Source organism: Arthrobacter sp. MYb23 (genome assembly GCF_002979775.1).
Taxonomy (GTDB): domain Bacteria; phylum Actinomycetota; class Actinomycetes; order Actinomycetales; family Micrococcaceae; genus Arthrobacter.
This window is the reverse complement of record NZ_PCPR01000032.1, coordinates 1-23,950: the sequence shown is the minus strand read 5'-3', so window position 1 is coordinate 23,950 and position 23,950 is coordinate 1. Positions and strand designations below refer to the sequence as shown.

The window sequence follows — 23,950 nt, the reverse complement described above, 5'->3', positions numbered from 1 at the left end:
TGAGCTGGGGTGCGATGGAGCGGGGAGTGGGGAGACGCGGCGCTAAGCGCTTATGGTGTGCCGGAGCCGACTTACGCGCTGGCGCGTTGCTGCGGTGCGGCGACGTCGGCCAGGACGCGGCTGAGCACCACCTCGGGCGTTGCCCCGGAGAATTCCGCTTCAGGGTCCATCACCAGACGGTGCGTCCACACCACGGGAGCGAGTTCCTTGATGTCATCCGGCAGCACGAAGTTGCGGCCCTGGCTGGCTGCCCACACCTTCGCAGCCCGGACCATGGCCAGAGCGCCACGGACGGAAACACCCAGACGGGTTTCGCCGGCGCTGCGGGTCTCTTCGCAAAGGCGCGAAATGTACTCCAGCACCGCAGTGTCCACGTGGGTTGTGGCTGCCAGGTCCGCCATATCAGCCACGGCCTGGGTGGTGATCAACGGCGTAAGGTCCTTCGAGCGATCCTTCAGGTTGGCCCCGCCCAGCAGCCGGACGGTGGAAGCGTGGTCCGGATAGCCAATGGAGGTCTTGATGAGGAAGCGGTCCAGCTGGGCCTCGGGCAGGCGGTAGGTGCCTGCCTGCTCAATGGGGTTCTGGGTGGCCAGGACCATGAACGGGCGGCCTGCCTCGTACGTGGTGCCGTCCACGGTCACGCGGGATTCCTCCATGACCTCCAGCAACGCGGACTGCGTCTTCGGAGAGGCACGGTTGATTTCGTCAGCCAGGACGATGTTGTTGAACACCGGGCCCTTGTGGAACTCGAACTTCTGGGTCTTCTGATCGTAAATGGTCACACCCGTCACGTCAGAAGGCAGAAGGTCAGGCGTGAACTGAATACGGTTATGCGAACCCTGGACCGTGGCAGCCAAGGCTCTGGCCAGGGAGGTCTTACCCGTGCCAGGCGCGTCTTCAAACAAGACGTGACCTTCGGCCATCATCGCGGTGAAGGTCAGCCGGATGACGTGTTCCTTGCCCAACACGGCCTTGCCCACGTTGGCAACGAGCTTCTCGAACGTCTCTGCAAACCAGGCGGCCTGCTCGTTTGTCATGGTCATCGGTAGATCCTGTTCCTTGGGTATGGAGGTGTTGGGTTGACGTTGTTGCTTGTAATCCGGCGATGGCTCAGCAGGGTGGCGGCACGCCGTTGCGGATGTTTACCGTGGTTGACTTCACGAACCAACCGCTCTTGGGTGAGCCGTTGAGCTTGTACCAGGGCGTCCCGTTGTTGTAGATGTCATCCCTGCAGGTGACATCAATCCAGCCCCAGCTGTTTTCCACCCAGCCGACTCCACATGTGGGCCCGCTCGGGTTGTACGAGTCCGTTTGACCGGGCTTACCCGGGCAAGTGCTGTTGTGAGCCTGGATCTGCGATGGCGCCGGCGGAGGTGGCGGCGTGGGGTCGTCGCCGCTTGTCGCGTTGACCTGGCCGCTCGGTGCACCAGCCACTATGGTGAAGGCCCGGACGTTGAGTTTCCTCGTCTTGTCCCACCCGCCACCTGCGGCGTCGAAGCTTGTTGCCTTGCCCACGCTGGTCCAGCCACCGCCGTCGAGATTGACCTCGTAGTGGTCAAGGGCGCGGCCGTTCATGTTCGGTGGGTTCCAGTTCCAGTGCACCTGGCCGTCGCCCTTGGCTGACTTTCCGCCAGAGAGATTCGGTGCGTTAGGCGGAGCATACGGATTGCCCGTGCCGATTGCTTTCGCGTCGCCGGCCACGCCGTTCTTCACCGACGTGGCGATGATGTTGACCACCACGTCTGTTCCGTTTGGCTGCCCACCGATGGTTCCACCTCCGCGGGCAATCGCGCCCGAGCCGTAGGCGGTCTGCCAACGGTAGGTGATTTCGTTGTCCTGTGAACCGTTACGCTCCGCGGCGGTCAGCGGAGTAAAGGCGACTTGCAGCTGCCCGCTCGCTCCCGTTGCCGTCACGGAACCACTTCCCACCATCCCGGGCTTACCGGCAGCACGGATGGGGGCCGACTGTTGGCTGACACCACTGACGCCGGCCTTGTTGGTAGCCGAGACCGTAAACGTATAGTCCGCTTCGGAGTTCGCCACGGTGACATTCTGCGAGGTCGCCGCCACGGATTGGGTACCTACAACAGCGCCGCCCATGTAGGTGGTCAACGTGTAGGCGGACACAGCGTCACCGTTGTTGTTCGGTGCTGCCCAGCTGACCTGCAACTGGCTCTGCGTACCCACGGATCCGGCACCCGCGACTGAAGGAGCCGCAGGAGTTGCCGGCACGCCAGCAGGAACCTCGGCTGCGGAGTACGTGCTCCATTCGGACGGTTCCTTGGCGTCGTTCCGTGCCAGGACGCGCACCTTGTAGGCCACGCCGTTGGTCAGACCGGTCCACACATGGCTGTTGCCTGTGAGGTTCTGGATCTGCGGGTTCTGGCCGGCAGGAGCAGGCGAGATCTCAAGATCGTAGGACTTGATGGGCGAGCCCTTGCTCGCGGGCGGAACCCACGCTACGGAGAGCTGCTTGTCGCCGAACTTCAGCGTCGGGGCCACCGGGGTGTCCGGCTTGACGTCCGGACGGACCTCGGCGGACACCGGAGAGCGCTCGGACTCGTCGATCGCGTTGGTTGCCGTGACGGCGAAGTGGTACTTCACGTTGTTGGTCAGCCCGGTCAATGTACACGTATTTGCGGGGCAGTCCTGCGTGAAGCCATTCTCCCCGTACACCGTGTACTTGGTGATGGGTGAGCCGCGATCAGGTGGCGCGTTCCACGTCAGCAACGCGGTCTGGTCCCCCACGCTTTGGGCCAAAGGCGTGGTGGGCGCGGCCGGCTTGTCCTTGACGGTCAGACGGATGCGGGCAGTAGCGTACCGGGAAATCTCGCCGGTCTTATCCTGCACCGTGTAGGCCACCACCATGGTTCCTGTGAATCCGCCGGCAGGGGTGACGGTGACACTGTCTCCCCCGACGTCAGCCGTTCCCTGGCCCGTTTCGGTGATGGCTGAGACGATCTTCAGCGCAGTGTCCGGGAACGGATTGGAATCATTTGCCAACACGTTGACGGTCACTGGCTTGCCGGATTGGGCATCCGGCTCAGCGTCGTCGTTGGCCACGGGTTTGGGCCTGTTGGAGGCCGACAATGACAGCTTGTAGGTGGCCACGGCTTCGAGTCCGCGCCGGTCCTTTGCCTTCACCTGGACGGTGCCGGTTTGCCCGATCTGCACGGAATCGTCCGCGGAGACCTTGAGCGTCTTGCCGTCCACATTCACCCTGAAGCCGCCCTGGGCATCGCCCACCAGCTCGTAGCTCATGTTCTGCACGTCATCCGAGTCCGGATCCGACGTCAGCTTCTCCAGATCCAGGCTGGCAGAGTCACCCTTGGGAACTTCCACGTCACTGCCCAGGAGGACGGGAGGGTTGTTCTTGTTGGGGTCGGGCAGCACTTTAGTGCGGATGCTCAGCGTCGATTTGAGGCCGTTGGGGTCATCCGGACCTGTTCCGTCAGTGACTTCAAAGCTGATGGAGCCGGGGCCCACGTATTCCGCTCCGGCGGTGTACTTCAACGCAGTACCACCGTTGGCTATGGGATCGCTGCCGTCAGAACCAATGAGCTTGATGCGGTCAGTCTGGGTAAGGCGCGGTGAGCGTCCTTCCCGGACCTTGACCCACTCGGAGAGGTTCACCGTGACGGACTGGCCTGAGACCAGTTCCACCACCTCGTCCTTGGCGAGCGTGGGAACCTGCTGGCCAATCCCGGGAACCCAGATGATGGCCGTGGACTTCTGGCCATCCACGTCCTCCACGGTGTAGGGCACCAGTTGCGGCTGCTCGGTGAGGTCAACAATGACGTTGCCTTCAGGGCCGGGACGTGCGGTGTCCAAACCGGTAGCGACCTTGAGGTTCTCCCCCACGCCGTCCGGATCCTCATCGTTCTTCAGAACAGGAACGTCCACAGCCGTCTTGCCGAGTGTCTGCGCCGAAGTCACGCGGTCGTCGCGGGCAATCGGCGCCTGCAAGGGCAGGTCATTCTGGACCACCACGCGGATACTGGCCTGACCCACCGCATCGCGGTCATCAGCCACCGAGTAACGGACGTTGACGGTGCCCTCCGCTGCCGGAGCTGTCACCAGGATCCGGCCGCTGGTCTGGCTGACCTTGGCATCAAGTCCGGCATCAGCCTCGATGCTGTCCGTCAGGATACGGATGAGGTCGCCATCGGGGTCGGTGTCGTTGGCAATCGCGTCGATGGCGATCTGGCGGCCCGGACGGACCTTGACCTCGTCATCCACGGGAGCGGGTTTCTGATTGTCCTCGCCGCGCGGCGCAACGCCCACCGTCACCGTTCCGGTGTTGACCGCACCCTGGCGGTCGATCACCTTGTACCGGAAAGAATCCGTGCCCGCGCCATCACCGGCGGCGACGAAGTCGATGAAGCTGCTGCCCGTCGTCGCAGTACCCATGGTGGGTGTGCTGTCGATGCCGGTGAGCTGCACCGAGTCGCCGTCGGGGTCTATGCCGTCCAACGGGACCGGAATCCGGACGGTGCCGCCGGCCACGACGCGTGCCGTGAGGTTCTGCGGCTGCGGACGCGAGTTCTGGGTTCCTTCCAGCGGAAGGATGTGGATGGTGACCGCTGCGGCGCTCTTCTGGCCCTGCGGATCCACCGCGTTGTAAATGGCGCGCACGGTTTTTGGCGTGGGGCCAGCGATGAAGCGAAGGGTCTTCTCGGAAATGAACGCTTTGCCGTCCTCTTCCGGAATGCTCTGCGCCAGTACCGGGTCAACGGACAGTTCTTCACCCTGCGGGTGGGTGTCATTGTCCAGGACCGGGATGGTCACGACGTCGTTCACGCGGACGTTGACTTCGTCGGGTTTGGGCTGGGGAGCCTCGACGACGGCGGGAGCCGGCACCGGGACCACGCCCACTGTCCCTGTGGCCGAGGCGCGGCCGTTGGACATGGTGTAGCTGAAGACGAAGGGTTCTTTGGCGCCGAGGACGTCCGTGACGCGAAGGACACTGTGGTCGATCACGCTCACCGAGGCGGACGAGCCGTCGGGCACGGTGACGGACTGAAGGACCAGCACGCCGCCGGAAGGATCGGAGTCGTTGGCCAACGGATCAACCAGAACGCTGCCGCCCACGGGGAGCAGTGCCACGTCATGGACCGCAACGGGGGCTCCGGGATCCTTCCCGGACTCCACGTCCACGCGGATCAGTCCCTGGCTGCTCTGGGGACCGTTGCTGGCGATGTATGTCAGGTAGATCGGGCCAGGGGTGGCGCTCCGGAAGGTAAAGGTTCCGCCGTCGGTAACCGGGCCCAGCTCAGCGGGGCCGGCGGCCTCAACGTGAGCCACACGAAGGGCTCCACCATTGGGGTCCACATCGTTTTTCAACGGCGCGATGACCAGATCCTGGCCCACCACGGCAGTGACGTGGTCAGCGTTGACCACAGGCGCGAGGGCACCCGGTGGCTGCACGTTCACCACGATGCGGCCGGTGGTGGTGGCCCGGCCGTCCCACACGGTGATGGTGACGTTCTTCTTGCCCGGTGCTGCACCGGAATCCTGGTACGTCAGCAGGCCGTCGCGGCGAACCTTCACCTGGTCTTGGTCGTTGTCAGACTTCGCGTCCAGCAGGACGAGGTCATCGCCGTCAGGGTCCATCCAGTCAGTCAGAATGTTCTGGCTGACGGACTTGCCCTGTTCCACCAGCATGGTGGTGGGCTCGCCTCGTTTGAAGAACGGCGGTTTGTTCTCTTCAGGAGCTACAACCCGCAGGGTGACCTTCCCGCCTGCGGACAAGTCACGGCCATCGGCGGCGTTATAGTCAAAGACTTCCGTTCCCGGTTTGGCATCAGCCGGGACCTTGATCTGGAAGGCAGAGCCTCCGTAGATGTTTTCCAGCGCGCCCATCTTCGGACCATTAGCGCCCACGGACGCGGTGAGGACATCGCCGTCGGGGTCTGAGTCGTTATCCAGCACGCTCAGAATGGAGGTGCGGCCGGGGCGGACACCGAACTCGTCCGGTTTGGTTTCCGGCGGACGGTTGGGCTTGGTGCGGTCCGGGAGGACGTTGATGGTGTTGTTGTCCGCGGACTCCTGGTCCTGGTCATCGGACTGGTTTTTGGGCGGGACAACCTCGTCCCAGTTGTTCACCAGCTGCATGTTCTGGTTGACCAGCCACACGCTGCCGGAGTTGACGTCGTTGAGGACCACCAGGTCCCGGTTCACCCGGAAAACGTAGCTGGGCGAGGCGCTTGCTTTGGGGACGTCATTCTTCTTGTCGTCGGCGTCGTTGTCGCAGTCGCGGACGTACTTGTTGGCGCCGGACCAGGCCGAGTGCACACATTTGCTGACCTGAACTGGCGCGGCGGGGACGCCTTCGCCGTCAGCACTGACAGTTGCTGCCGTGGACCCGTCAAGGGGCTGTTTCAGCAGGGCCTTCTGAGTGGCAATGGCAACGTAATTGCTCTCTTCGCTGTTCTGCTGCAGCTTTGCTTCGCGGGCATCCGCCAGTTGGAGCTTCCGGCCGCCCGGGAGGAAGAGGTTACCGGAAGCGGCGTCCAAAACCACCGGCTTATCGCCCACCACTGCCAGTTGAAGATCACCGGCACCCTTGAGTTCGTCCACCTTGGTGATCTGGGAATCGGTCCGTTCACCGTTGGCATCCACGGTGGTGACAGTGATTTCGCCCTTGCCGGGGTCGGCCGTGTAGATCCGGTTGTCGGATCCCACTGCCGACACCATCCCCGGGGAGCCGGTAAGAATCGGCTCGGTTCCTTCTTCGTCGAAGCCGTTAACGGTGGAGGGAGACAACGCCCAGACTTTGCCGCGGGCGGGATCGGTCACGGAGAGCACGGTGGAGCCATAGCTGACTTGCGACGACGACGGGAGCTGCTTGTCGCCGCCCAGCTTCAGGTTCGCGGCCGAGACTTGGTTGATGGTGGAGCCGGACTCATCGTCCACAAAGACGTTGCCGTCATGCTGCAGCACATCGAAGGTAGTGGTCGCCGGGGTCACGGCACCATCAAGGACGCGGGACGGATAGTTCAACCGGCCCACGGCATTCTTGGTTTTGCTCACCACCCATACGCCGCCGTCGTTCAAGTCCACCTCGGTGGTCTTGAATCCCGGGTACAGAATCGCCCCGGTAATCAGCAGCGCGCCCGCTGCGGTGACAGCAGTTCCCGCTATTAGTTTCTTGTTGTGACGCTTTTTCAGCCCCAGCTTGCCGAAGAAATTTCTCACAGCCCCAAAATTCCCTTTGTGTCCAGCCGCTCCCCAGTGGCTTCCAGGCCAACCGGCAGATGCCGGCAGCCGTACATTCCGCAGTTCCCCCGTACGGCGGCGGAATTTTCAGTCCCTAAGACTATCCCACGCGACCTGCGGTCAACCAAGGAAACCCGAGATCGGGCTATCCATTGGCTTTGACAGCGTACTGTCTCCGTGGCCCGGGGCGCGATGGGGACAACTGCCCGGCGCCCCGGCTTCACATGCCTCAACATTGGGGGATTTGGTGGGGTCCGGGGTCACCCAGGGTGGTGTTGCCCTGGGCGATGAAGCGGCCCGCGTTGGGGCCGCTGGTCAGGCGGTACCAGGCAGCGTAGTTCAAATACGGGGTGCTGCGGTTGACGTAGCAGTTGACCGTGAATCCGCCGTTGAATTCATATTGCCATGGCGCACCATTGACCTTTCCGTCGCAGCGGTGGCCCGGGGTATTTGGATCCCACGAAGTTTGGCCTGAGGGTGCGGTATCCGTGCAGGTACGGTAGCTGCCTGGAGGCAGGGTCGCGTCCCACGACGTCTTCTGGGGCCCGCTCTGTGCACTCGCTGAAGCAACGCCACCGCCTGTGCCAACGGAATTGAACGTCTGGACCTCGATGGTGCGCGGCTGGTTGTAGCCCCCGGTGTTGACCACGCGGCTGCCGGACGCGGATTCGTTGATCCACCCGGTATCTGTTCCGCCGCCGGTGATCCTGATCTTGGTGACCGCCACGTCATTGCTGCTTGTGGACGGCGAGGACCAATTCAGCGTCAACGTGGTCTGGTTTTGCCCGCCGTTTGAGCCTGAAGCCGACGGCGTACCGGGCGCACCATACGGAGTGGCGGTTGCCGGTGCACTGGCACTGGAACTTGGCGCCACCGAAGACACTGCGGTGACAGTGATGGAGGTTGCCTGCCCGTTGGTAAAGCCGCTGACCGTCTGACCAGGCGTGATGGGACCCGACTGCCCGGTACTGGCGATGTAGCGATAACTGACTTCGCTTTGGGTAGATCCGTTGCGTTGTGTCTGGTCCAGAACCGAGAAGTTGATGGTGACGGCCCTGCCCGCTCCCCCGGTGTTGGCGGGGGTGGCCGAAACGTTTTGGACCATCATCAGGGTTCCCGTAGCGCGTCGAGGTGCGGAGGGGGCACTAACGCCTCCCTTGCCTGCTTTGTTCTCCGCCTGAACCGTAAAAGTGTAGGCGGTTTCGTCGTTCTGGGCCGTGAAGACCGCAGAGCGCACGTTCCCCGCGATTGTTTGGGTCTGAGGGACGCCGTTTCCGCCACTCATGGTGACGTAGTACATCTTGATGGGGTCACCGTTGATATCCGGCTCGCTCCAGTCCGCACGGATTTGATTGCTTTTTCCCACGGAATCCACCACAGCGGTAGTTGGTGCGGCCGGAGCTGCGGGAAGTCCAGCAGGGTTGTCCTCCAGGGAGTACATGCCCCAGTCGGACGGGCCGAGCTCGTTGACGGCCTGGGCACGGACCTTGTACTTCACGCCATTAGTCAGTCCCGGCCAGGTATAGCTCAGGCCGGTGACCTCGTTCTTGACGGCAATGCCGTTGGCCGGCGGCGGAGAAATCTCCAAGTTGTAGTGCTTTACCGGAGAGCCCTCGGTCTTGGCTGGGGTCCAGGTGATGGCCATGTTCTTGTCACCGGCTTTAACCGCGGGGGCGTCCGGCGGCGACGGCTTCTCATCCGGCCGGATCTCGTTGGAGGCGATGGACGCCGGAGAGTCCCCTACCTCGTTGGTGGCGAACACGGTGAAAACGTACTTCACATTGTTGGTCAGCCCGGACAACGTGCAGGTGGTTGTGGGACACACCTGTTCAAAGCCGGCGGCCTTGACTGTGTATTTGGTGATGGCTGCGCCATTGTCCGACGGCGGCGCCCACTTGAGCACAGCGGTGCGGCTGCGGACATCGGTTGCTACAGGTGCGGACGGGGCGTCGGGCTTGTCCCGGACAGTGATCCGGACACGCCCTACTGCCTGCCGGGAGGGGTCTTTGGTCTTGTCCAGCACCGTGTACCGAACCACCATGACGCCCTTGAATCCGTCCGCCGGAGTGACCGTGATCGAGTCACCCGAGACCGTCGGCTGGCCAGCGGCGGAACCCGTCTCCACTGCCGCGCTCTCGATGGTCAGCGGCGAGTCATTGAACGGGTTGAAGTCGTTTGCCAGCACGTTGATGGTCTCGGAGCGTCCGGCGTTCGCTTTCTCCACCGAGTCGTCGTTGGCGGCAGGTTTGGGCCTGTTGGACGAGACCACGGTGGCCGTGACCGTTGCCCGGACAGCGTCAGACCTGCCGTCTGTAACCTTCAACGGGAAGGTACCCACGGCACCCGGGGTGACAGAGAGGTCCGGGGTGACTTTGAGGACCGTTCCTTCCACCTTGGCTTGGAAGCCTGCGGCCTGCTGTCCATCGAGCTCGAACTTCAGGTTTCCCTGGTCCCGCTCGTCCACGTCCTTGGCGAGATTCGCCAGTTCCAGCTCGGTTGTTTCACCCTTGGGCGCTTCGATGGAAGCGCCGCTGAAGGTGGGGATGTGGTTGGCGTTGGGGTCCGGGATCACCTTGGTAATGATGGTCAACGTGGACTTCAAGCCTTGGGAATCGTCCGGACCGGACCCATCAGTCACCTCGAAGGTGACGGATCCCGGACCAACATAGTCTGTCTGCGCCGCATATCTCAGGGCATTTCCGTCGCCGGCAATGACGTTGTTGGGATCGGCTCCCTGGACGCGGATCTTGTCCGCCACGGTGAGCCGGGGTTGGCGGCCTTCCCGCACACGGACATATTCCTGGAGCGAAAGCGTGATTTCCTTGCCGGACATGACTTCCACGGGATCGGTCTTGGCAAGGGTGGGGTACTGCAGGCCTTGGCCGGGTATCCACATCACTGCGGTGGCCGACTGCCCGTCCATGTCCGTCACGGTGTAAGGGATCAACTGGTCCTGGGGAGTTAGAGTCACCACAACGTTTCCAGCGGTCCCCACCCGTGCGTTCGGATTCGCATCGGGCAAGGTGATGGTCAGATCTTCGGCTACGCCGTCGGGGTCGGAGTCGTTCTTCAACACCGGAACGTCGACGGCGGTCTTGCCCAGCGTCTCAGCCAGCGTGATGCGATCATCTACCGCAATGGGAACGTGGAGGGCCGCCGTCGGGCTCGTTTGAACCCTGACCACAGCGCTGGCTTCAGCCTTTTTATCGTCCTGGATCCGATAGCTGATGCTTTCATTTCCAGTGACGCCCGGCGCGGTCAGGAGGATTTTTCCGGAGGACGCTTCAACCTGCAGTTCCGGGTTTGCTTCGAAGGAATTCACCAAAGCAAGGGGATCGCCATCCGGGTCCGAGTCGTTCTTCAGGGCATCCACGGCGATCCGGCGCCCTGGACGGACCTCAATGGCATCGTCAACGGCAATCGGCTTTTGGTTATTGGCCTCTGCGGGTGCAATGCCCACAATGACCGTGCCGGTGTTCTCGGCTCCGATCCGATCCCGCACCCTGTAACTGAACGTGTCAGTGCCTGCGGAGGTGGCGGCAGCGGTGAACTCCATGTAGCCGTCCCGCACCACGGCAGTACCGAGGGCAGGCGCTTTGTCCACTCCGATGAGTTGGACCGAGTCGCCGTCAGCGTCAATGCCATCCAGGGGAACGGGGATCTTGACGGTCATTCCGGCTACCACCCGTGCCGTGAGGTTCCGGGGCTCCGGGCGGGTATTAGTTGCGTCGTCCCGTGCCCGAATGCGGATGGTGACTTGTTGAGAGTCGGTCTGGCCGGATGCGTTGCTGACCTTGTAGATGGCATAGACGGTCTTGGGAATCTCGCCGGCGATGAAGCGCAGGGTATTGCCCGCGATGAACATCCTGCCGTCAGCGGCGTCGGGCTGTTGCGCCAGCTCGGGGTCGAGGGTCAGCTCTCCGCCATTGGGGTCCGAATCGTTGTCCAGGACAGGTATGGTGACCACGTCTCCGACGCGGACCGACACTTCGTCCGGCTTGGCCTGCGGTGCCTGCAGCTTGCTGGGCGCCGGTACTACCTGTACCGAGATATCTCCGGTGGCGGACGCTTTGCCATTGGAAATGGTGTATTTCAGAGACAGTTGGCCGGTGGCGCGAATGTCCGTGACCTTGACCACCGAATGGTCCAAAACCGCTACCGTGACCGGCAGGCCGTCCTCGGCAGTGACGGACTGGACAACCAGCACGCCTCCGGCCGGGTCCGAATCATTGCCAAGCACATCCACCACGGTGCTGCCACCGCTGGGCAGAAGCGCAATGTCCCTAACTGCAACGGGAGCGCCGTCATTGTTGCCGGACACGACGTCGACGCGCACCAGCTGCTGCGCACTGGCCGGGCCATTGGTGACCATATAAGTGACGTAGTGGGGGCCGGTGGACGTCGAGTTGAAAGTGAACGTTTGCTGGTCCGGACCGATCACAGCCGTGGACTGTTCATCCGGCTGGGCCTGTGCCAGCCGGAGCGTGCCGCCTTGTGGATCAGTGTCGTTCTTAAGTGGGGCGATTACCGTATCCTGGCCCGCCACGGCAACCACGTGATCGGCGTTCGCAATGGGCGGCAAGGCCCCGGGTGCGCGAACGTCCACGCTGATTCGCCCCTCAGTGGTGAGAGTGCCGTCGGAGACCGTCACGGCAATGGTCTTCTTTCCTGGCCCGGCTCCGGAGTCCTGGAATGTCAGCAGCCCGTCCGGCCTGATGCGCACTTGATCGGCGGGATCGCTGCTGATGGCGGCAACCGCGAAGATGTCGTCTCCGTCGGGATCAAGCCAGTCATTGAGGATGTACTGGTTGGCGATCTTCCCCGCTTGCACCACCAGGGCGTTGTTTCTGTTGGGCTTCTGCTGGGGAGCGTTGTTTTCACCGGGCGGGACAATCCGGAGGTCTACGTTCGCCGCTGCGGTTCCGCCACGGCCGTCATCCACAGAGTATTTGAACGTCTCCGCCCCGGTTTGCTCCGCTGGGACGGAAATCTGAAAACCCGTCCCGCCGTAAACAGGAGCCAAGGCACCGGATTTCACGGTTTGGTCGGCGGCAACCGTCAGGACATCGCCGTCGGAATCGGCGTCGTTGTCCAAGACCGGCAGGAGGGTCGTCTTTCCGGCACGCACTCCAAAGGCGTCGGGCTTGGCCACCGGAGGCGTATTTGGTTTGCTTCGGTCCGGGAGGACCGTCTGCTGGACTTCGTCCGCAGAGTCCTTGTCGGCGTCGTCCGATGTTTGCTGGGGCGGGATGACGTCATCCCAGTTGTTGACCAACTGCATGTTCTGGTTGACCATCCAGACGTTGCCGGAATTGACGTCGTTCAGAACCACAAGATCGCGGTTGACCCGGAAAACGTACGACGGCGATGCACTCGCCTTGGGAACGTCGGCGCGGCGGTTGTCAGCCTCATTGCTGCATTCGCGGATGTACTTGTTGGCACCGGACCACGCAGCGTAAGTGCATGTTCCCAACTGCACGGGCGCTGCGGGAACGCCTTCCCCGTCGGCTCGGACGGTCTTTGCTGTTCCACCGTCCAACGGCTGAAGGAGGAGTGCCTTGGTAGTGGCGATGGCCACGAAGTCCGCGGCCGGCCCCGCTTGCTGCAGCTTGGCGTCGCGGGCGTCGTCCAGGTGAACGGTTGCGCCGCCCGGGAGAACGATATTTCCCGTGGCCTCGTTGAGGACCACTGCTTTGTCGCCCACCGTCGTCAACTGCAGGTCCCCTGCGCCCTTAAGCGCCTCGTCCGTGCGGACCTGCGAATCCACTGATTTGCCGTTGGCGTCCACCTTCGTTGCGGTGACGCTGCCGGACTCGGGGTCAACGGTGTGAATGGTGTCGTCCACGCCTACAACAGAAACAATTCCGGGAGATTGCTCGAACAGTGGTTCGGACTCATCGCTGAACCCGCCCACGGATCCGGCGGACAATGCCCAGACCTTGCCTTTGGAGGGGTCCGTGACTGCCAGCACTTTGTGGCCGAAACTCACATCCGCCGAGCCCGGTAACTTTTGGTCTCCGCCCAAACGCATGTTCGCAGCGCTGACGGGGTTGATGGTGGCGCCCTCGGGGTCATCAATGAAGACGTCGCCGGCCTGCTGGAGGACGTCAAAATCCTTGCTCGCCGGGGTCACCGCACCGTCCAAGGACTTGGAGGGGTAGTTGAGCCTTCCGGCGGCATTCTTGGATTTGCTGACGACCCAAACGCCGCCATCATTGAGGTCCACTTCGGTGGTCTTGAACCCCGGGTAGAGGATGGCACCAGTCACCAGGACCGCGGCAGCAACAGAAAATGCGGTTGCCGCCATGACCTTCCGCCGGCGATTCCTGGCACGGCGGTTTCCGGACCCGTCAGGCAGAGCCATCCACATTCCCCCACAAAATTCAGGCAGCACCAAGCCGCCGACGCCGCACCCCACGGCAGTTCACGACACAAACAACGCTAAGACTACCGGGTTAATCCAACGTTTTGCTAAGTCGTGACGCAGTTCTCAGGACCCGCAGATATTCCCAACGCTCTCTCATATAACAGCCATTAAGGCCGATCGCTCTCTCACTTTCGTGAAGAAAGTGAGAGAGCGATCGGCTGAAGCCCGAGGGACGTGAGAGAGCGTGCGGCCCGGACGGGCTGTCAGCAGGTCAGCAGCTTGCCTAGTCCAGCACCAGTCCCCTGCCCCGGCCGCGGGCAAGCATCACGGGATGGATCTCACCGAAGCCACGGACGTTCTCCGACTTCTGGGGAACCAGGACGAAGCGATCGTCCTGGCCCAAGGCAGCGGCGGTCATAGCGTCCACGAGGACCGTTCCGGGCTGCGCCAGCGTGGTGAGCCGTGCAGCAAGGTTGACTGTAGGTCCGTAGATATCGCCAAGCCGGGACAGGATGCGTCCCCACACCATGGAGACACGGCATTGCGGGAGGATCTCGTCTTCAGTGAAGGCCTGTGCCAAGGCCAAGGAAATTTCGGCTCCGGCTGCCGGGGTTTCAGCGATGTACAGGACTTCGTCGCCCACGGTTTTGACCAGCCGACCGCCGCCCACTGAAATGATTTCGGCGCACTTGTTTTCAAAACGCTGCACCAGTTGGGCGAGCGTTTTCTCGTTCATACGCCGGGACAGGCTGGTGTAGGAGACAAGGTCAGCGAAGCCCACGGCCCGGGCCAAAGGCAACGGCGAATCGTCTTCGTCACCCTCCCGGCCTTCCTCGCTGGCCTGCAACCCGGCTTCGGCCCGAACTGCAAGGCGTTGGACGCCTGCGTTGAGCTGGCGGCGGTAGGAGTACACCAGGATTTCTTCGAGGGAATCCACCAGCGCAGGGAGCTGTCCCACCAGTTGCTTGCGGGCCACGGCATCAGGGATGCCCTGCTCGGACACCATGTCCTCAACCAAAGCCTCGATCTGCCAGACCACCATGCGGTCCGTCATTTGCCCGATGGACCGGGTCACGGAAATAGCCGCTTCCTCAGTCAGGAGCCCTGCCCGGACCAGATCCAGAATGCTGGACAAAGCATCTTGGTCGCGTTCAGTGAACGCAACATCCTCGTCCCCAAAGTTCGGGAATCCCAGCGCGCGCCAGATTTTCCGTGCGGACAGGATGGAGACGCCCGCACCAGCCGCAACTTCACGACGCCGGAGCTTGCGTTCTCCGCCAAGGAGCTTCGCCTCGAGCGCCTTGATAGCCAGGCGCTCCGCGGACATCACACCAGTGGGCGGACCAGTGGGCACCGATGCCGGAGCAGGCCCGGCCTCAGTGTCCTCGTCCACGGAAGGCTCCGGTACGGCGTCGAACTCCTGGTCCAGGTCCTCGCCGGACGGCTGATCCTCAACGCTCATCTCTTCCACCTTCTCTCAACTCCCACGGCAATTCTTCAAAATCCTTCAGTACTTCACCCTCAAAAACTTCACCTTGCGGGAGTTCGTCCATGGCGTCAAGAATGAAACCACGGAACTTTCCCACTTCAGGAACATCGCTCAGGACCGCTGTCCCGGAGTGCCCGGTATCCAAGGATATATTCCCTGAGTGCAATGTCCGTTGGAGCATGCTCTGATGGACGCCCACATGCCGGATGGCCATCAGCGATACCTGCCAATCATTGCGCCGAAACATTCCGTTTCTGGCAAGTACACGCCTGCTGGTCAGGATGTACTTGACCGAACGCCACCGCACCACCCGCTTCAGGCTGTACCCGGCAAGGAACCATGCCGCGAGGACAAGCACTGCACCCATGAGCCAGGGCGTCCATTCCGCCGTGATGAATGGTGCGAGCCGCTGCGGGTTTTCCCTGACGATCCAAGCACACGCAAAGCCTGCAGCGGCAGGAACCGCGATGAAGGCCAGCACCGGAAAGAAGAGTGAGCGGGCCTGTTGGCGCGTGATCGTGATGACCTGCTCCCCCGGGAGTAACTCTTTACGCATAACCGCTCTCTGTGGCGCGCAAATGCACCACATCGCCGGCTGTCACAACGTGTTCCCTGCCACCGTGGTCCACCACCAGCAACGAGCCGTGCTCGTCCAAGCGCGAGGCATGCCCCACCAGTTCGTGATCCCCTGGCAAGTGCGCCCGCACCTCGCGGCCCAACGTCACCATGGCCGACTCAACGCGCTTATGCAGTGAGGGACCACCCACCAAACCGGCGGCAGGGTCCCCTTCGGAGTTGCAGAAGCTGCGGTACAGCCGTGCAAAGCGTGACAGGTAGCTCTTCAGCAGCGCGGTGCGGTCCGTCGTCGTTGCCCCTTCCAAGGCAAGCGACGTGGCTGTGGGAACCGGAAGTTCCTCCTCGGCCAAGGACACGTTGAGTCCAACGCCCAAGATGACCGCTGGAACGGAGCCATCGCCCAAAGGAGTCATCTGCGCCAGGATGCCCGCAACCTTCCGCCCGTTGACCAGGACGTCATTGGGCCACTTGATCTCAGCGGTGATGCCTGCCGTTTCCTGCAGGGCCTCCCGCAGCGCCACAGCTGCAAGCAGCGAAAGCCAGGAGTAGCTCTGCGTCGGGACCGGCATGCCCTCAGCCGTGACCGGCCGCAGCACCATGGAGACCGACACCGCCGACTTCTCGGGTGATTCCCAATGGCGGTCAAGCCGTCCACGCGCGGCTGTCTGATGTTCGGCGGTCAAGACGGAAAGGTCAGCCCACTTTTTGGGCTCTACCGTCACAGCGCGCACGAGGTCCTGGTTGGTGGAGCCCGTGGACTGGACAATGTTCAACTGGGAGATGCCCGTGGCCGACAGGAACTCCGGTTGCAGCAAGGCTTCACGGTCCAGAGCTTCGCGGCCCGGAGTTTGCTGCTCCTGACCGGCGGTGTGGAGCTGGGGTTCGCTGCTGTCTGGCTGTTGGGCGTCCATAGCTGAATCCTATCCAGTTGCAGCGTCCCCGGATGATGGCTGCACTGAAATGCGTCTGGGAATCCGCCCAGAGAATTTACTCAGAGGAAGATGTCCGGCACCAAACGGTCTTCGGGCGCGCCGAGGCTATAGGGAGTGAAGTCCTGCACTCCGGCAGCGCTCAGCACTTCCTCGTCCGTGTAGAAGTTCCCGGTGGAGCCCGCACCCGTCAGCACGGCGTGGGCGGCATCGGCCATGATTTCCGGTCCGCGTGCCGCCTGCACTATCTGCTGCCCACCGGGCATGTTGCGGATCGCGGCGGTGTCGATCAGGGTGCAGGGCCAGAGTGAGTTGACGGAGACGCCGTCGTTCTTCAGCTCTTCGGCGAGTCCCAGGGTGGTGAGGCTCATGCCGTACTTGGCCATGGTGTAGGCAAGGTGCATCCCGGCCCATTTGGGGTCCAGGTTCAGGGGCGGGGACAGGGTAAGGATGTGGCCATGGCTTGATTCCCGCAGTGCTGGCAGGGCCAGCTTGGAGAGCAGGAAAGTACCGCGGACGTTGATGTCCTGCATGAGGTCGTAGCGCTTCATATCCACTGCGTCGGTGCGGGACAGATCGATCGCAGAGGCGTTGTTGACAACTACGTCAATTCCCCCGAAACGCTCGACGGCGGCGGCGACTGCTGCGGCGACGTCGTCATCATTGCGGACGTCCCCCACGAGCGGCAGCGCCTGACCCCCTGCTTCCACCAGCTGTTCCGCGGCAGTAAAAACGGTGCCCTCGAGTTTGGGATGAGGATCGCCGGTCTTCGCCATGATCACAATATTGGCGCCATCGCGGGCTGCCCGGGTGGCGATGGCCAGGCCGATCCCCCGGCTGCCGCCGGACATGAGGATGGTCCTGCCCTTGAGCGAAGCTGTGGCCACGTAGGGGCTGGTGCGTTGCGTTTGACCCTCTGTGGAGGCGGAGGAAGCGCCGTTGCTTGAAGTCATGCAGACACTCTAACCCAACTATGTTACTGGCGGGTAACATAGTGATGGCTTTGGCTTGGACGCGGAAAATTGTAGGGTTTCTACAGCGGTTCGCGGCAAAGGCGTCACTAGACTGGCCTGCGGGGCCTGTTCTTTGTACGGAAGCTACTTAAGTCAGCTTCTTGTCCGTACCCGGGATTGCGCCAGCGAATATCAGCTACAGAGCCGGAGACACTTGATGAGCCACGATCTGACAACGACAGCGGGAAAGATTGCCGACTTCCGCGACCGCCAGGCCCGTGCAGAGCAGCCTTCCGGCCCGGAAGCGATTGAGAAGCAGCACGCGCGCGGCAAGAACACAGCCCGCGAACGCATCGACCTCCTGGTTGACCCGGGGTCCTTCGTGGAGTTCGACGCCCTTGCAGTCCACCGCTCCACGGCCTTCGGCATGGAGAAGAAGAAGCCGCTCGGCGACGGTGTTGTCTCCGGATACGGCACAGTGGATGGCCGCCTGATCGCCATCTACAGCCAGGACTTCAGCGTCTATGGTGGCTCGCTGAGCCAGGTCAACGGCGAAAAGATCGTCAAGGTCCAGGAATTCGCCCTGCGCAACGGTTGCCCGGTTGTGGGCATCAACGACGGCGGCGGCGCACGAATCCAGGAAGGCGTGGCCTCGTTGGCCATGTTCGCGGACATCTTCCGCAACAACGTCCACGCATCAGGCGTGGTCCCCCAGATCTCCCTCATCATGGGCCCGTGCGCCGGTGGCGCCGCCTACTCCCCCGCCCTGACCGACTACGTGGTCATGGTGGACAAGACCTCCCACATGTTCATCACCGGGCCTGACGTCATCAAGACCGTCACCGGCGAAGACGTGGACATGGAAACCCTCGGTGGCGCCCGGCAGCACAATGCCACCACCGGAACCTCCACCTACCTCGCTTCCGACGAAGCCGACGCGATCGAATTCGTCCGCGAACTCCTGGACTTCCTCCCCTCCAACAACCTGTCCGAGGCCCCGGTGGTGGAGCACGACCAGGAGCTTGAGCTTAACGACGACGACCTCGCCCTGGACGGGTTGATCCCCGATTCCGCTAACCAGCCGTACGACATGCGCAAGGTCATCGAGCAGATTGTGGACGACGCACACTTCCTCGAAATGCAGTCTTTGTACGCCCCCAACGTGATGATCGGCTACGGCCGCGTTGAGGGACACACCGTGGGTATCGTGGCCAACCAGCCCATGCAGTTCGCGGGAACACTGGACATCTCGGCCTCCGAGAAGGCCGCCCGCTTCGTCCGTCATTGCGACGCTTTCAACGTTCCGATCATCACGCTGGTGGACGTCCCCGGCTTCCTGCCGGGCAAGGACCAGGAGTTCCAAGGGATCATCCGCCGCGGCGCCAAGCTCCTCTACGCCTACGCCGAAGCAACAGTCCCTAAGCTCACGGTCATCACCCGCAAGGCCTATGGTGGCGCGTACATCGTGATGGGCTCCAAAAAGTTGGGCGCAGACTTGAACCTCGCGTGGCCCACCGCCCAGATTGGCGTCATGGGTGCCCAGGGCGCCGTCAATATCCTGTACCGTCGCGATCTCGCTGCCGTCGCCGAAGCCGGAGGTGACGTCGAAGCCAAGCGCGCCGAGATCATCCAGGGCTACGAGGAAGAGCTCCTCAACCCGTACCAGGCAGCCCAGCTGGGTTATGTTGACGCTGTCATTGCACCGTCGGATACCCGCCTGCAGATCATCCGCGGGCTCCGCGCCCTCCGCGACAAGCGTGCGAGCTTGCCCACCAAGAAGCACGGAAACATCCCGCTGTGAGCGCACCCAAGCATCGCGCCGACGCGGCGCCTGACCAGGAACCGGCCGCCCCCCTGTTCTCGGTGGTCAAGGGCGAACCGACGGCCGAAGAGCTCGCGGCGCTTGCCGCCGTCGTGGTTTCCCTCGGCGGCCAGCAGGAAGCGGTGCCGTCCAAGCCAAACGTCCGGCACTGGGTGCGCCGCCAGCAACTGCGCCTTGACCCCACGCCGGGTCCTGGTGCTTGGAAGCGCAGCCGGGGTTAATTCCCACCTTCGTAGAAAAGTTCAACAACCCTTTCACGTAGGCGGTGTCGCGGCTAGGCTCTGTGGGTGACTACTGCAAACACCCCCGTACGCCCGAAGTCCGCCATCGATGCCGTCGCTGACGCATACACAGAAAAGCTGATCGAACTCGATCCCGGCTTCGCCACCACGCTGGGCTTGCCGGGACACGAAACCGAATACCAGGACTACTCGCCTGCCGGTCTTGATTCCCATGCGGAGGCAACCAAACTGGCCTTGGACGCTTTGGCGGGACTTGAGCCTTCCGATGACGTGGACGCCGTCACCTTGGACGCCATGCGCGAGCGGCTCGGGCTGGACCTGGAGATCCACGAGTCAGGCTGGGATGCGGCCGACCTCAACAACATTGCCTCCCCGGCGCAGGACATCCGCGCCATCTTCGACCTCATGCCCACGGACACGGTTGAACACTGGGAGCACATCGCAGGCCGTGCTGCCAACGTTCCGGGCGCGATTGAGGGCTACATTGTGTCACTTCGATCGGCTGCCGCGGCCGGCAAAGTAGCCGCCGCGCGCCAGGTACGGATCGTCATCGAACAGACCGGCCGGTACGCCGCCGAGGACGGCTTCTTCGCCAAAATGGCATCGACGGCGGCCGTGGGCGGCTCGCCGTTGCCGGTTGAGGTTCAGTCAAAGCTCGACGCCGGGACTGCGGCCGCACGTTCGGCGTACAGCATCCTGGGAGACTTCCTTCGGGACGAACTCCTCCCCGCAGCCCCGGAAAAGGACGCCGTGGGCCGCGAACGCTATGCCCTGGCTTCCCGCTCCTTTATCGGCGCCGAAGTCGATCTGGAAGAAACCTATGCCTGGGGCGTTCAGGAGCTCGAGCGGCTCATTAGCGAGCAAGAGAAGGTTGCCGGCCAGATCAAGCCCGGAGCATCGATCGAGGAAGCCAAGAGCATCCTCAATAACGATCCCGCGCGCCAGATCAACGGCACCGACGCCCTCAAGGCCTGGATGCAGGAACTCTCCGACCGCGCCGTCTCTGAGCTGGCAGACGTCCACTTCGACATCCCGGATGTCATGAAGACCCTTGAGTGCATGATCGCCCCCACCGACGAGGGCGGCATCTACTACACCGGCCCCTCTGACGATTTCTCCCGTCCCGGCCGCATGTGGTGGTCCGTCCCGGCAGGCGAAGACACCTTCACCACCTGGTCAGAAACCACCACGGTCTTCCATGAAGGCGTCCCCGGCCACCACCTCCAAGTAGCCACGGCAACGTACCGGCGCGAACTCCTCAACAACTGGCGCCGGAACGTCTGCTGGGTATCCGGCCACGGCGAAGGCTGGGCGCTCTACGCCGAGCAGCTCATGCTGGAACTGGGCTACCTTAGGGACCCGGGTGACCACATGGGCATGCTGGACGGCCAGCGCATGCGGGCAGCCCGCGTCGTGTTCGACATCGGCGTCCACCTTGAACTGCCCGTCCCCGAACGCTGGGGCACTGGCACCTGGACACCGGAGAAGGGCTTCGACTTCCTCAAGGCCAACCTCGACATCAGCGAAGGCCAGCTCCAATTCGAATTCACCCGCTACCTTGGCTGGCCGGGGCAAGCACCGTCCTACAAGGTGGGGCAGCGTTTGTGGGAGCAGATCCGTGCAGAGCTGGAATCCCGTGAAGGCTTCGATTTGAAGTCGTTCCACAGCAAGGCGTTGAACATCGGTTCCGTAGGTCTGGATGTGCTGCGCCGGGCGTTGCTGGGCTAGTTTTCCTGTGCTGCCGGCCAGAGGCCGGGCATCCTCGGCGTGCTGCTCCTTCGTCGCTTTGACGCACACTGCCGAAATGCCCGGCCTTTGGCCCCTTTAACAATCTCTGCCCTGCGGGGTGCGCACCCGCTCCCGCCGCGCGCAACCCTTCGGCGCCGGGATCGCACCCCTTCCCCCATTCCGCACCAGAGGTTACGGGCGCGATCGGCGGAAAGGGGCGCGCTGCCCAAAACGACGACGGCGCCGCCACGGGTTGTCAGGGCAAAACCTGCCCACACACTCACAACGCACGACCGCACCCGCTCCCGCCGCGCGCACCCCTTCAGCGCCAGGTTCGCACCCGTTCCCCCATTCCGCACCCCTTCTGCCCCGGGATCGCACCCGTTTCCCCATTCCGCACCAGAGGTTACGGGCGCGATCGGCGGAAAAGGGCGCGGGGGTCAGCACCTTGGCCAGAGATCATCGCCACACTGTTTCCGGGAATAACTTCACAAAAAACCGCGCCGGGCCCGCAAATGAGCGGCTCACGATCGAGAGCAGCACAGGGGGCGACGTAACATTTCTCAACGTTCGTTCGCTATGTTATTTGCGATGCACCTAACGTGTTCCGGTGAGCACCTCAACCAACACTTCCCCAGCAGCTGGCAAGTCCGGCTTCCGGCTCCCCAAGTGGGCCGGTTCCTTCGGCGTCCAGATCATCGCAGCCCTCATCATCGGCCTGGTCCTCGGCCTCATCGCCAAGTACACGGGCAGCACCAAGTCTGCCCCTAACGGCCTAGGCGCTACGCTCCAGACGATTGGCTCCAGCTACGTCTCGTTGCTGCAGACCGCCGTCGTTCCTTTGATTTTCACCGCCGTGGTGAGCTCCATCGCGAACCTGCGTCAGGTCTCCAACGCCGCGCGCCTGGCATGGAACACCCTGCTGTGGTTCGCCATCACTTCTCTGGTCTCGGTGCTGATCGGCATCGGCCTGGGCGTGCTCCTGCAGCCCGGTGCAGCAACCGGCATCACGGAAGAAGCGAAGTACGCGGGCAAGACCGGCGACTGGTGGGCTTTCCTGATCGGCCTGTTCCCCAAGAACTTCCTGGGTCTTGGCGCCAGCTCCACCGTCACTGAAAGCGCCAACGCTGCCACCACCGTCAGCACCGCCGTCAACTTCAATGTGCTGCAGATCCTGGTGATCGCCATCGCAATCGGCGTTGCAGCCCTCAAAGTGGGCAAGCAGGCCGAAGCCTTCCTGACGTTCAACGCTTCAGCACTGGCAGTCATCCAGAAGGTCCTGTGGTGGATCATCCGCATCGCACCGCTGGGCACCATCGGCCTCATCGGTAATGCTGTGGCTATCTACGGCTGGGACACCATCGGCTCCCTGGGCAAGTTCACTGCCGCCATCTACCTTGGCCTGGCACTGGTCCTCTTCGTCCTGTACCCGATCCTGGTCCGCGTCCACGGTTTGTCCGTCAAGCAGTACTTCTCCGGTGTCTGGCCGGCCGTGCAGCTGGCGTTCGTGTCCCGTTCCTCAATCGGCACGCTGCCGCTCACGCAGCGCGTCACTGAACGGAACCTGGGCGTCCCCTCCGGCTACGCTTCCTTCGCCGTGCCCCTGGGCGCCACCACCAAAATGGACGGTTGCGCAGCAATCTACCCGGCCATCGCAGCGATCTTCGTGGCACAGTTCTTCGGCATCAACCTGGACTTCAGCCAGTACCTGCTGATCGTTCTGGTCTCCGTCCTCGGTTCCGCTGCCACAGCAGGTACCACCGGCGCCGTCGTCATGCTCACGCTGACGCTGTCCACGCTGGGACTGCCGCTTGCCGGCGTCGGCCTCCTGCTGGCCATCGACCCCATCCTGGACATGGGCCGCACCGCCGTCAACGTGGCGGGCCAAGCGCTCGTCCCGGCCATCGTGGCCAAGCGTCAGGGCATCCTGGACGAGTCCCTCTACAACGCACCCCGCAACGGTGCCGCGTTCGCGGATGAGTTCGCAGCCGACAAGGCAGCAGCAGAAAGCAACGAGCGCGAACTGGCTGATTCAAAGGCCTGAGGCCCGCTCTTGTGAACAGGCGCAAATCCCCCGGGGAGTTCTCCCCGGGGGATTTCCCCGATTAAGGGGCCAACTCTGGATAGGCTCTGACCATGTTGATCGTCACCTCCAACGAAATCCCTGGCCACCGGATCGACGCCGTCTTCGGCGAAGTCATGGGCCTCACTGTCCGTTCACGCGATATCGGCTCCCAGATGCTGGCCGGCTTCCGCTCCCTGGGCGGCGGCGAGCTGCCCGAAATGACCAAGGCACTGTATGAAAGCCGCCAGGAAGTCATGGCCCGCATGGTCAACGAAGCGCAGCAGCGTGGAGCGAACGCCATTGTGGCCATGCGCTTCGACACCTCTGAAATGGGCACCAACTGGACCGAAGTGTGCGCCTACGGCACCGCCGTGTACGTCTTGCCGCTGGGTGAGGGCGAGCACGGAGCGACGGGACAGTCGGTTTACCTGACCAAGACGGCCGCTCAGCAGCCGGCGCAACCACAACAGCCGGCCCAACCGCAGCAGCCCGCGCAGCCGGCCCAACCGCAGCAGCCGGCACAGCCACAGCAGCCCGAGCAGCCGCAGCAGTTCTCCCCAC

At 62.9% G+C, this 23,950-nt stretch carries 12 protein-coding genes; 5 read left to right on the top strand and 7 right to left on the bottom strand.

Annotated features, from left to right (window positions below; all coding sequences use genetic code 11):
• Positions 1–71 precede the first annotated feature (71 nt).
• From CQ020_RS21950 to CQ020_RS21920, 7 genes are all read right to left on the bottom strand, one after another.
• Complete coding sequence (locus tag CQ020_RS21950) at positions 72–1,043, bottom strand: MoxR family ATPase (RefSeq protein WP_024820204.1); 972 nt, start codon at positions 1,041–1,043, stop codon at positions 72–74.
• Positions 1,044–1,110: 67 nt separating this feature from the next.
• Complete coding sequence (locus CQ020_RS21945; protein ID WP_105693988.1) at positions 1,111–7,197, bottom strand: Ig-like domain-containing protein; 6,087 nt, start codon at positions 7,195–7,197, stop codon at positions 1,111–1,113.
• Positions 7,198–7,447: 250 nt separating this feature from the next.
• Positions 7,448–13,582, bottom strand: coding sequence for an Ig-like domain-containing protein (locus CQ020_RS21940; protein ID WP_105694000.1), 6,135 nt, complete (start codon positions 13,580–13,582; stop codon positions 7,448–7,450).
• Between the two features lie 286 nt (positions 13,583–13,868).
• On the bottom strand, positions 13,869–15,047 hold the full coding sequence (locus CQ020_RS21935) for an adenylate/guanylate cyclase domain-containing protein (RefSeq protein WP_105693987.1): 1,179 nt from the start codon (positions 15,045–15,047) through the stop codon (positions 13,869–13,871).
• Entirely contained in the window at positions 15,037–15,630 is a 594-nt protein-coding gene (locus CQ020_RS21930) for a PH domain-containing protein (RefSeq protein ID WP_105693986.1), read from the bottom strand. Before CQ020_RS21930 ends, CQ020_RS21935 begins: the two co-directional genes overlap by 11 nt.
• Positions 15,623–16,561, bottom strand: coding sequence for a biotin--[acetyl-CoA-carboxylase] ligase (locus CQ020_RS21925; RefSeq protein WP_105693985.1), 939 nt, complete (start codon positions 16,559–16,561; stop codon positions 15,623–15,625). Before CQ020_RS21925 ends, CQ020_RS21930 begins: the two co-directional genes overlap by 8 nt.
• Positions 16,562–16,641: 80 nt before the next feature.
• On the bottom strand, positions 16,642–17,532 hold the full coding sequence (locus CQ020_RS21920; RefSeq protein ID WP_105693984.1) for an NAD(P)-dependent oxidoreductase: 891 nt from the start codon (positions 17,530–17,532) through the stop codon (positions 16,642–16,644).
• Between the two features lie 217 nt (positions 17,533–17,749).
• Here CQ020_RS21920 and CQ020_RS21915 point away from each other — a divergent pair, with 217 nt between their 5' ends.
• From CQ020_RS21915 to CQ020_RS21895, 5 genes are all read left to right on the top strand, one after another.
• Positions 17,750–19,333 (top strand): acyl-CoA carboxylase subunit beta, encoded by a 1,584-nt coding sequence (locus CQ020_RS21915; RefSeq protein WP_105693983.1) that lies wholly within the window; start codon positions 17,750–17,752, stop codon positions 19,331–19,333.
• A complete protein-coding gene (locus tag CQ020_RS21910; RefSeq protein ID WP_105693982.1) occupies positions 19,330–19,575 on the top strand; it encodes an acyl-CoA carboxylase epsilon subunit in 246 nt (81 codons plus the stop codon). The genes CQ020_RS21915 and CQ020_RS21910 overlap by 4 nt, the downstream gene beginning before the upstream one ends.
• 66 nt (positions 19,576–19,641) lie before the next feature.
• The gene (locus CQ020_RS21905) at positions 19,642–21,324 is read left to right on the top strand and encodes a DUF885 domain-containing protein (RefSeq protein ID WP_105693981.1); all 1,683 of its coding nucleotides are present in this window, start codon (positions 19,642–19,644) and stop codon (positions 21,322–21,324) included.
• Positions 21,325–21,934: 610 nt separating this feature from the next.
• The gene (locus CQ020_RS21900) at positions 21,935–23,368 is read left to right on the top strand and encodes a dicarboxylate/amino acid:cation symporter (RefSeq protein ID WP_105693980.1); all 1,434 of its coding nucleotides are present in this window, start codon (positions 21,935–21,937) and stop codon (positions 23,366–23,368) included.
• A gap of 92 nt (positions 23,369–23,460) precedes the next feature.
• Positions 23,461–23,950 (top strand): YbjQ family protein (locus CQ020_RS21895; RefSeq protein WP_258142157.1); only part of this gene is annotated, 490 nt, incomplete at its 3' end.